The sequence below is a fragment of the Listeria grandensis FSL F6-0971 genome, assembly GCF_000525835.1.
Taxonomy (GTDB): domain Bacteria; phylum Bacillota; class Bacilli; order Lactobacillales; family Listeriaceae; genus Listeria_A; species Listeria_A grandensis.
The window spans coordinates 1-10,591 of record NZ_AODD01000033.1 but is presented as its reverse complement, the minus strand read 5'-3'; the positions used below and the strand labels follow the sequence as shown (position 1 = coordinate 10,591).

Here is a 10,591-nt window from a genome sequence, read left to right as displayed (position 1 = left end):
AATCTAAAAGCAGCAAACGAAGCAGTTAATAAATTGTTTGGTGACAGTGGGCACACCAAGCTAGGGGAAGGGATTACTGCAACAGACATTAATCAAGCCAAAGCGTTGGCGAATAAAGTGAGTAATGCAGGTAAGAAGAAGGAACTTCTGGATGAGATTGAAAAAGCACAAAAGTTGTTAGATGCAGTGGAAGCTAACAATCTAAAAGCAGCAAATGAAGCAGTTAAGAAATTGTTTGGTGACAATGCGCACACCATGTTAGCGGAAGGAATTACTGCAACAGACATTAATCAAGCGAAAGTGTTGGCGAATAAAGTGAGCAATGCAGGTAAGAAGTGGGACCTTCTAGATGAGATTGAAAATGCACAAAATTTGTTAAATGCAAATGAAGCAGTTAAGAAATTGTTTGGTGACAATGCGCACACCATGTTAGCGGAAGGAATTACTACAACGGACATTAATCAAGCGAAAGTGTTGGCGAATAAAGTGCGCAGTACAGGTAAGAAGAGGGAACTTCTAGATGAGATTGAAAAAGCACAAAAGTTGTTAGATGCAAAAGTAGTGGAAGCTAACAATCTAAAAGCAGCAAATGAAGCAGCTAATAAATTGTTTGGTGACAATGCGCACACCACGTTAGCGGAAGGAATTACTGCAACGGACATTAATCAAGCGAAAGTGTTGGCGAATAAAGTATCCGATGCGGATAAGAAGAGGGAACTTCTAGATGAAATTGAAAAAGCACAACAGTTACTAAATGCAAAAACTGCAGAAAAAGCCGCAAAAACAGCCGTTGATGGGTTGTTCGTAAACAATGACCCAAGCAAAGACATCAAAGCTACGAATACCCAAGGTGATATCAATGCCGCTCAAGCACTTGTCAACAAAGTAACAGACGCAACAGTCAAAGCAGAGCTACAAAAAGAAATCAATAAAGCCCAATCACAACTAAATGTGAGTGCATCGATCACAGCGACAGCAGCGAAATATACAACAGGTGATATGTATATCACGGGCACATTCACAGGCCCAGTGACTGCTCTAAGCTTAGACGTGAACGGTAAACGTTACTATGGTGGCGATATTTACGCAAGTAATGGCACATATCGCTTCTACGTGTCAGATAAAAAACTAAAAGCTGGCGATGTTGTCACAATGAACTTCTATGATAAGACGAAACAAATCAAAAAATCAGTGACTATCACTGTTGTGGAGCCACTAAAAGTAACTGTAGCCGACTACAAAGTAGGCGCTAACTACATCAACGCCACGTATAACAACCCAAAAATCACCAAAATAGGCCTTGTGGTCGATGGCGTAAAATATTGGGGTGGAGACGTTGCCAATGGTACCGTGAAATATTTCGCAGCAGACAAAATCAAATCAGCAACAGCAGTAGTAACGATGAACTTCTACGATGCCAACAACAACCTACTAGCTTCTAGACCAGTAAAAGTACAACCTGCAGCAGTAGGCGAAGTAAACACAGCGAATTTTAAAGTTGGTACAAGCAACATTAAAGGAACGTTTTCCGGCGATGTCAAACAAATTGCTATCTCCATCAATGGGAAAAAATACTATGGTGGGACGGTTTCATCAAGTGACGGTTCATACAAGTTCTACGTATTAGACAAGAAAATCACAGCAGCAGATACAGTTGTTGTCTATGGTTATGATTCCTCGGGTAAACTACTATCACAAAAAGACGTAACCATCACAGAATAATAACACCAAATTAAATGAGGGGGCTATCGTAGTAAATTGGATTATTTACGATAGTCTCCTTTTATAAAGAAAAAGCTAATCAGCCATCTATAAAATATATGGCATGAGATATATTTTCATCAAAAATAACAGAAGGTATGTTCATTTTACAAAAAATATAGTCATTAATACGAAAAATGAAATGGCGATATACTAGTCATTGCTCAAGAGGGAAACCTCCCAAATAATTCACTTTGTAGCATTTACTCTATATAGAAGAGGCAGGTAAACCATATGAAGAAAATATTTCTAACACTATTCGCAACACTACTCGTTGCAGTATCACTAACAGGATGTGGGAACAACACAAATTCCGATTTAAACAAAGCGCTAGGAACAAAAGCAATCACCATAACCCCAACGAAAGTAACCCGAGAAAAAGCAGTATCGGATCGCAAAGCCATTTTACAAGTGCAGGTCAAAGTAAAAAACAACACGAAAAAAGCAGTGGGCATCGGCGCTGGTAATTTTCAGCTAAAAGACGATGATGGGCACGCATATGAAATGTACGGTATGAAGTCAGATAGCATAGGCCAGGAAGTAACACCTGGGGATACAGTCAAAGGAAACATCTTCCAGCAAGCTTGACAAAAGGTTGGATGAACTACGCGGTGTCACTAGGCCAAGAACCTGCTGCTGAATGGTTGCTAGTATTTCCTGAGTAACAAGGAAGGAGGAACAACGATTGTTTTATTCATCGCAAGAAATAAAGAAAGTGCAACAAATGGAGTGGCCTTATCGCATACTTGATATCACAGTTGCAATGCTCGCATTAATCATCAGTGCACCAGTGCTTCTTCTAATCATGATTGTTATTAAGTGTACAGATTTAAAAGCACCTATCTTCTTCAAACAAAATCGAGTCGGGCAAGACGGTAAAGTATTTCCCATGTATAAATTCCGTTCGATGGTGGTGGGTGCAGAAAAGCGTAAAGCTGATTTGCTAGCACAAAATGAAGTAGAAGGCCTGATGTTCAAAATGAAAGATGACCCACGAGTCACAAGAATTGGGAAGTTATTACGAAAGACAAGTTTAGATGAATTTCCACAACTACTCAATGTTTTACAAGGGCGCATGAGTGTAGTTGGTCCACGCCCGCCGTTACCAGAAGAAGTTGCCGAATATACAATTTATGACAAAATGCGTTTAATAGTAAAACCAGGATGTACCGGCTTATGGCAAGTGAGTGGCCGCAACAAACTGAGCTTTCAAGAGATGGTGGAATTAGACTTAAAGTACATTCGTAACCGTTCTATGAAGCTTAATTTCATTATTTTAATGAAGACAGGGAAAGAACTGACAGGGAAAGGAAGTGGCGTCTAAATGGCGCAACGCATTCAATTTTTAGAAGCTAATCTTGATACATTTACATTTAATGAAACAATCGAACAAATCGAAATGCACATTCGGTTACAGAAACCGATACACCATACGGGTATTAACGCAGATAAAATCAATCTCATGAAAAAAACCCCTCGGTTCAAACAAATTATCAACGATGCATCGCTAATTAATCCAGATGGCATGTCCGTTGTCTTAGCCGCTAAATTATGCAACCGAGCACAACTAGAACGCGTCGCGGGTATTGATATTATGATTCGAATGCTAGAGCTGGCCGCAACAAAAGGCTATCGCGTCTACTTCTTAGGAACGAGCGAACCGATTTTAGAGAAGCTCATTTGTCGCGTCAAACAAGATTATCCAACATTAACAATCGCCGGCTACCACCACGGTTTCTTTCATCAAGAGGAAGAAGACGATGTGGTTGCTAGTATACGAAAAAGTCAAGCCGACCTACTTTTCATCGCATTGCCAAGTCCTCAAAAAGAGTTTTTTATAGATAACCATATGATAGAGATGAACGTTCCAGTTTCTATCGGTGTTGGCGGTAGCTTTGATGTCATCGCGGGTGAAATAAAACGAGCGCCGAAATGGATGCAAAAATGCAGCTTAGAATGGTTTTATAGAATGATTCAAGAACCGAAACGACTAGCCAAGCGATATCTTGTCGGGAATACTATTTTCCTAGGTCACGTATTACAAGAAAAAATGGTTCAGAAAAGAGATGTTTAAAAAATGCGTATTTTGATGTTTGGACCTGACCACGAAACAAAAGGCGGAATCGCAACTGTTATTGCCAATTTTAAAAGTCATTTCAAGTCCTCTACCAATACGATCGTTTATCTAGAGAGTTGGAAAGAAGGTAGTTTACTCAAGCGAGCCCTTCATTCCATATATGGACTGGCGATGCTACCCATTCAAATCAAAAAGCAAAAAATCGATGCGGTCCACGTTCACATGGCGCAAGATGGTAGCTATTTTCGAAAAGCGATGGCCACTCGACTAGTGAAACGAAGTGGTAAGAAAGTGCTCATTCACATTCACGGTTCCCATTTTGACCAGTATCATCAAGAAAGTACACCAAGAATGCAGCGACACATACTACAAACATTGCGAAAAGCAGATAAGGTTATTGTATTAAACGAAGACGTACAAACCTATTTCGCAACGTATGATATTTCCATGGACATTGTCAATAACGCCGTTCCAGTTCCTGCGCCACATTCTGAAAATACAAAGCGAACACAAATCAGCTGTTTCGGCCAATTAGGCACACGAAAAGGCACTTACGATATTCTAGGTGTCGCTGAATTATTGCAAGTGAGTCATCCAGAAGTTCAAATTCACTTATACGGTGACGGAGATATCAAGCAAGTCCAAGATATTATCATCAGAAAGCAGCTACAAAATGTACATCTCGGCGGTTGGATTACAGCAGAACAAAAAGAACTGGCCATGCAAAAAACGATGATTCATCTATTACCATCCTACCAAGAAGGTTTGCCAATGGCGATTCTAGAAACAATGGCGCGCGGCATTCCAAATATCAGTACCTATGTTGGCGGTATTCCAAATGTGATAACAGACCGTAAAGATGGTTTGCTGATTGAAGCTGGAAATCAAGAACATTTGTGGTATGCGCTGAATACCTTAATCGAACAGGAAGACAAAAGAAATCAAATGGGTGAAGCTGCAGCAGAAAAAATAAAAAATCACTTTTCGATGCCAGCTTATATTGAAAAATGGAATCAAATCTATGCAGAATGGGATACGTAGCCAATGGAAAAAATTCAGAAACAAAGCAATTATAAATCAGCTAGCTTTCTATTTTTTACAATTATAACACTTGTATTGTTCTCACCAGTAGTTGAAAATATCCCTGTTCTTGCGGCATTAAATATGGATAATCTGATTACTTTTCTTTGTTTGATTGGGATTATACTTTTCCAACTCAAGCAGCCAAAAGCATTGATGGGACAAGAGTATTTTATTGTTGCACTACTACTCATCATTATATGCTTAGGTATTTTGGGGAATATGGTATCCGGCATCCACGGCATGCAGTTTATCTTACTTGATGTTTGGAGCATTTCGAAATGTTTTGTCGCGTACTTCTTCGGTCGCCTCGCCTTTCGATCAAGTTTCTTCTCTTCACAAATTGATCGTCTAGTCCTTTACGGAAAATGGGTGATCGGAATTTTATTCATCTTGCTCCTCATCAACTTAGTGTATCCAATATGGCCTTCTACAGAAATTAGATATGGTATCACAACACAATATCTTATCTTTCCACATGCCACTTATTTAAGTGCCACAGTATTTTTCTGCATGTTATTCCTCGGTTTAAAAAATGTACGTTACAATATACCTTTTCTGATGATGGGAAGCCTATTGATTTTTTTCGCGGCTCGTAATAAAGGACTTATCTTCATTGCGATTTATTTTTTCATGCTACTATTCCAACATTACGCTAAAAAGAAGAGCTTTAAGATTAGTTATCTTATTTTACCAGTAGTGACTTTGATTGTTAGTTTCTGGGAAGTCATTGACACGCGCCTGTTATCATCAACAACCTCAGCGCGTAGTTTACTATACCAAGCATCCTTTAAGATTGCCGACATGTACGCGCCATTTGGAGCTGGATTTGCCTCATTTGGTTCAGGAAGTTCCGTCAAAAATTATTCGTCGCTTTACGACATGTTACGGTTTTATGATTATTACGGGTTTACACGAGATAACCCGCAGTATTTGAATGATAGTTTTATTGCGATGTTTATTGCACAGTTTGGCTATATCGGAACGGCATGTTTCGCCGCGATCCTGGTCGTTTTTCTGCTCATGATTAACCGCCGATCGGGTCGCATTCAAGCATTCACGCTGGTGCTGTTCCTTTATGCCGTAACCTCGCTCTTTACAGAACTTTATATAACAACAAGTCTTGGCATTCTCACCTTTTTCCTTATTGGAACAGCATTTGGAGAGAAACAAAGCCAGATTTAAGAAAGGATACACTATGGAAGAAACCATTTCGTTAAAAGAAATCATGGAAGTTTTACGAAAAAATATCTGGATTATTATGGCCTCGATGTTATTTTGTGCTGCAGCTGCATTCGGTTATTTAAATGTTTTTGTAGCGCCAAAATATGAGGCAGTCTCGCAAGTACTCATCACGCAAAACGCGCAAGATCAAAACTCGGCGGTCCAAAATTCTGAAATTCAAGCGAACATTCAGATGGTGAACACGTATAGCGTTGTGATCAAAAGTCCGCGCATTTTAAAATCGGCGGCGGAAGAAATCGATCCTCGGATGAGTGTGGAAACATTGGCAAGCAAAGTATCAGTGGACAGTATTCAGAATTCGCAAGTCATCAATATTCATGTTGTGGATGAAAAACCTGAAAAAGCCATTGAAGAAGCCAAAATCGTGACAAAAAGCTTTTTGAAAGAAACACCAGGTATGATGAAAGTATCGAATGTGGAATTGCTTGCCAATCCTTACACCGCACAAAAAACAAGTCCGAACATCAAAATCGGTTTATTGGCAGGCGCGTTTGCCGGCCTAGTTGTTGGGGTTGTCATCGCTTTTGCAAGACGGCTTTTCGATGAGCGCTTTAAGAAAGAAGAAGAAATTATCGCACGACTACAGATTCCAGTCATCGGAACCATTGGAAATATTACAACGAATGAAACAACAAGTGGTACGGATGGGTTGATACGGAGGCGGAAGAAAAAATGAAACGACGCAAAGCAAGAGAAACCCAACGAGATGACCACAAACTAATCGTGCAAAACAAGCCATTGTCCCCATTATCGGAGCAATTTCGAATGATTGTAGAAAACATTGAACTAATGAGCATTGATGACAAACTAAAATCAATTTTAATTACATCGGCCGATCCGAGTTCAGGAAAATCGATTATTTCGAGTAATCTAGCCATCGCTTTCGCACAAAAAGGCAAGAAAACATTGTTGATAGATGGCGATTTACGCAAGCCAACGATTCATAAATATTTTCGCAACGGTGTGTCACTTGGCTTAATGGGACTTGTTAAAAAAGAGTCGACGATAGAAGGTGCGATTTTTGAAAGTGCGACGCCGAATTTGTTTATTTTGCAGGCTGGCATTATTCCGGTAAATCCGGCGGCGATTTTGGCATCGGATCGGTTGAAAGAAGTGCTTGCCGAATTAGACGCCGAATTTGACCATATTATCGTGGATACGCCGCCGATTTTGGCTGTTGCGGATGCACAAATATTGGCTGGGATGACGGATACTTCGGTTTTGATTATTCGTAATGATTATACGGTGACCGACCGAGCGCGCAAAGCTAGTGAACGTTTAGAGCAGAGTTCAAAATTATTTCTAGGCGCGATTTTTAATAATCAGCAACAAAAGCAAGACTACTATTATTATCAGGAGCGCGAATGATGCAGGAATTAATTAGTGTGGTGATTCCAACGCGAAATCGAACGGATATGTTGGTGCGTGCGATAGAGAGTGTGATTGCGCAAACGTATGAAAACATTGAAATCTGTATCGTGATTGATGGCGAGGATGACGTGACAGCACAATTTTTAGCGGGATACGCAGCGTCGCGAGTTGACATGAAAGTCGCTCAAACGGATGGTATTGGTGGAAGTGCTGCGCGAAACTTGGGCGTCGAGATGGCGGCTGGGACCTGGATTGCCTTTTTAGATGATGATGATGAATTTTTGCCAAGGAAGTTAGAGAAACAGGTGGCTTTGCTGGGAGGCGATGCGGATGCGCGACATCTTGCTTTTACGTCGGTAGAAACGTACGATCCTGGGAAACCAGAACAGCGCTACATGTTGCCAGATGTGACTTGGAAAGAAGCACAATGTTCGGTAGGCGAATACTTATTTTGCCGTAAAGGACGTAAGACAATGGGGTTTATCCAAACATCGACATTACTCATTCCACGGAAGTTAATGCTTGAAATACCGTTTACGAATGGGTTGAAAAAACATCAAGATTGGGATTTGTTAGTACGAATGGAATCGGCGGGAGTTGCGATTAAGCAGCTAGAACAAGCTGAGGCGATTTACCATCAACATGTTGTCGTATCAGGACGCGTCGGGCAACACAATGTATGGCGTTTTTCAGAACGATGGATGGAAGAAATAACAGTAAGCCGCGCTGCACGAGATTCCTTTTTATTATCGATTGTGAACCGCGGGATTGCGACAGACCAGTCGATGACGAAATGGCAGCGACATAAAGAGATAATGCAGCGCTTTTTTCAAGTGAAGTGGAACGGGAAGTATGTTGGCAGTTATGTGTACATGTTGATGATTAATTGGATGAGAGCCTATTTGAAATAGAAGTGAGGATGATGAGAATGAGAGTAGCAGTAGCGGGTACAGGATATGTTGGTTTGGTCACAGGAACTTGTCTAGCAATGATCGGTCACACGGTCGTCGGTGTCGACAAAGATGCCGCAAAAATAGAGATGTTAAAACGCGGACAATCACCGATTTATGAGCCGGGATTAGAGGCAGAAATCAGCAAAGCAGCAGAAATAGGAAATATCGAATTTACCATGAATCACAAAGAAGCGTACCGCCACGCAGACGTTATCATTATCGGCGTAGCAACACCAGAAAATGCTGATGGTTCAGCGAATTTACAAGCATTATATACCGTTTGTGAACAAATCGCGGACGTCATTGAGACACCAAAATTGGTCGTCGTAAAATCAACCGTTCCAATTGGGACAAATGATAAACTAGCACGTTATTTTGAAAGTTTACTTGGTGCAAAACGCCGAGGTTTTATAGAAGTCGCGTCCAATCCAGAGTTTTTATCACAAGGAACAGCGCTTCGGGATACGCTTCAGGCGGAGCGTATTGTGATTGGTACGGAAACTGCGGAAGCGGCGGCAATTTTGCAAGAAATGTATGCGCCTTTTGGGCAACCGATGCTTACGATGAATCGTCGTAGTGCGGAAATGGTGAAGTATGCGTCGAATGACTTTTTAGCATTGAAGATTTCGTTTGTGAATGATATTGCGAATTTGTGCGAAGTGGTTGGCGCGGATATTGAAGAAGTGACGCAAGGAATGGGCATGGATTCGCGGATTGGTCGTCAGTTTTTATCGCCAGGAATTGGTTATGGTGGCTCGTGTTTCCCGAAAGACACGAAGGCATTGCATTGGTTGGCGGAGGAAGAAGGCTACGCATTGAAAACGGTTCGAGCTGCGATTGATGTGAATGAGAAACAACGATTTAAGCTAGTGCAAGCCGCGCGTAAGGATATGAGCCATTTTGCTGGTAAGAAAATCGCTGTTTTAGGAGCTACTTTCAAACCGGGAACGGATGATTTACGAGAAGCACCATCGATTCCAAACATCCGGTTATTGTTGAATGAAGGCGCCGAAGTTCATGTGTATGATCCTGTGGGCATGCCGAATTTGGAGAAAGTTTTCAAAGATCAAGTGACTTACGAGTGCTCGATTGCGGCAACATTGCAGGACGCCGATGCGTGTTTCATCTTTACAGAATGGGCCGTGTTTAAAGAACTGGATTTGCAGATGTTTAAGGTGATGCGTGAACCGCGCGTGTATGACGGCAGAAATTGTTTTTCATTAGAGAAAGCGAGTCAGGCCAACATACAGTATTACTCGATTGGTAGAAAAAAAGTAGGAGGTTTCGTCTGTGTGTAATGTTTCGGTTATTTTGCCAGTGTACAATGTAGCGCCGTATTTGGCGGAATGCTTAGAGAGCTTGATAGCGCAAACCTACCAAGACTTTGAAGTGATCGCGGTGAATGACGGTAGCAGTGATGGAAGTTTAGCCATTTTAGAAGCGTATCAAGCGAAGTTACCACAATTAAGCATTATCTCTCAGAGGAACCAAGGGCTATCTGCGGCACGTAATACAGGGTTGAAAAGCGCTAGTGGTAAGTATCTTTATTTTCTAGACTCCGATGACTATGTACAAAAAAATATGTTGGAAAGATGTTTCACACTCGCGGAACAACAGACATTAGACGTTATCAAATTTGATGCAGAGCCATTCACGGAGGATGGTGTGGTCACAACTAATCCATATGACTCTCGTGCTTTTCTAAAAGAAAAGAAACTGTATACACAACAAAAATGGCTTGACGTACAGCGTTTTCGTTATAATTCGCCAGTTTGGCTGTGCTTCATCCGAGCAGCGCTTGTTTTTCAGCATAACTTGCAATTTGTAGAGGGTATTTTGCATGAAGATGAAATTTTCACACCGCAGTTATTTACGAAAGCAGAAAGAGTGATGTACGTTGGAGAAACGTTTTTCAAAAGAAGGTATCGTAAAGGCTCGATTATGCAAAATAATATCTATGGTAGTCGTGTTTCGTATGATTCCAAGCGCCGCGTCATTCAATTATTACATCAAGAAATGCAGAGGAAAGAAGTAACGAAAGAAGCAAAGCGATTTTTGCGTCAGCGCCGAAATGTATTATACGTAGATAGCCTCCATTATGATA

General features: G+C 41.0%; 11 protein-coding genes. All 11 read left to right on the top strand.

What is annotated here, in order from left to right:
- Positions 1-1,722: toxin Cry1Ac domain D-VI-related protein (locus PGRAN_RS16865; protein ID WP_036068084.1), on the top strand; the 1,722-nt coding region annotated here is incomplete at its 5' end.
- 273 nt (positions 1,723-1,995) lie between these two features.
- The gene (locus PGRAN_RS14165) at positions 1,996-2,349 is read left to right on the top strand and encodes a DUF4352 domain-containing protein (RefSeq protein WP_036068082.1); all 354 of its coding nucleotides are present in this window, start codon (positions 1,996-1,998) and stop codon (positions 2,347-2,349) included.
- A 136-nt stretch (positions 2,350-2,485) separates the two neighbouring features.
- The gene (locus tag PGRAN_RS14160; RefSeq protein WP_077914712.1) at positions 2,486-3,085 is read left to right on the top strand and encodes a sugar transferase; all 600 of its coding nucleotides are present in this window, start codon (positions 2,486-2,488) and stop codon (positions 3,083-3,085) included.
- Entirely contained in the window at positions 3,086-3,835 is a 750-nt protein-coding gene (locus tag PGRAN_RS14155; protein ID WP_036068081.1) for a WecB/TagA/CpsF family glycosyltransferase, read from the top strand.
- A 3-nt stretch (positions 3,836-3,838) separates the two neighbouring features.
- Complete coding sequence (locus PGRAN_RS14150) at positions 3,839-4,879, top strand: glycosyltransferase family 4 protein (RefSeq protein WP_036068079.1); 1,041 nt, start codon at positions 3,839-3,841, stop codon at positions 4,877-4,879.
- Between the two features lie 3 nt (positions 4,880-4,882).
- Positions 4,883-6,103, top strand: a complete 1,221-nt coding sequence (locus tag PGRAN_RS14145; RefSeq protein ID WP_036068078.1) for a hypothetical protein — start codon at positions 4,883-4,885, stop codon at positions 6,101-6,103.
- A 13-nt stretch (positions 6,104-6,116) separates the two neighbouring features.
- Positions 6,117-6,839, top strand: a complete 723-nt coding sequence (locus PGRAN_RS14140; protein ID WP_036068076.1) for a YveK family protein — start codon at positions 6,117-6,119, stop codon at positions 6,837-6,839.
- Positions 6,836-7,531 (top strand): CpsD/CapB family tyrosine-protein kinase, encoded by a 696-nt coding sequence (locus PGRAN_RS14135; protein ID WP_036068074.1) that lies wholly within the window; start codon positions 6,836-6,838, stop codon positions 7,529-7,531. The genes PGRAN_RS14140 and PGRAN_RS14135 overlap by 4 nt, the downstream gene beginning before the upstream one ends.
- Positions 7,528-8,445: a glycosyltransferase family 2 protein gene (locus tag PGRAN_RS14130; RefSeq protein ID WP_036068071.1), complete on the top strand. Its 918-nt coding sequence runs from the start codon at positions 7,528-7,530 to the stop codon at positions 8,443-8,445. The genes PGRAN_RS14135 and PGRAN_RS14130 overlap by 4 nt, the downstream gene beginning before the upstream one ends.
- Before the next feature lie 17 nt (positions 8,446-8,462).
- Positions 8,463-9,785: a UDP-glucose dehydrogenase family protein gene (locus PGRAN_RS14125; RefSeq protein ID WP_036068087.1), complete on the top strand. Its 1,323-nt coding sequence runs from the start codon at positions 8,463-8,465 to the stop codon at positions 9,783-9,785.
- On the top strand, positions 9,778-10,591 hold an 814-nt coding region (locus tag PGRAN_RS14120; RefSeq protein ID WP_051998672.1), incomplete at its 3' end, for a glycosyltransferase. The genes PGRAN_RS14125 and PGRAN_RS14120, both read left to right, overlap by 8 nt.

Excerpts from the sequence above, each read along its gene's own strand:
- PGRAN_RS14150 (WP_036068079.1), top strand. The coding sequence starts at position 3,839 with ATGCGTATTTTGATGTTTGGACCTGACCACGAAACAAAAGGCGGAATC.
- PGRAN_RS14140 (WP_036068076.1), top strand. The coding sequence starts at position 6,117 with ATGGAAGAAACCATTTCGTTAAAAGAAATCATGGAAGTTTTACGAAAA.
- PGRAN_RS14160 (WP_077914712.1), top strand. The coding sequence starts at position 2,486 with ATGGAGTGGCCTTATCGCATACTTGATATCACAGTTGCAATGCTCGCA.
- PGRAN_RS14135 (WP_036068074.1), top strand. The coding sequence starts at position 6,836 with ATGAAACGACGCAAAGCAAGAGAAACCCAACGAGATGACCACAAACTA.
- PGRAN_RS14165 (WP_036068082.1), top strand. The coding sequence starts at position 1,996 with ATGAAGAAAATATTTCTAACACTATTCGCAACACTACTCGTTGCAGTA.
- PGRAN_RS14145 (WP_036068078.1), top strand. The coding sequence starts at position 4,883 with ATGGAAAAAATTCAGAAACAAAGCAATTATAAATCAGCTAGCTTTCTA.
- PGRAN_RS14130 (WP_036068071.1), top strand. The coding sequence starts at position 7,528 with ATGATGCAGGAATTAATTAGTGTGGTGATTCCAACGCGAAATCGAACG.
- PGRAN_RS14155 (WP_036068081.1), top strand. The coding sequence starts at position 3,086 with ATGGCGCAACGCATTCAATTTTTAGAAGCTAATCTTGATACATTTACA.
- PGRAN_RS14125 (WP_036068087.1), top strand. The coding sequence starts at position 8,463 with ATGAGAGTAGCAGTAGCGGGTACAGGATATGTTGGTTTGGTCACAGGA.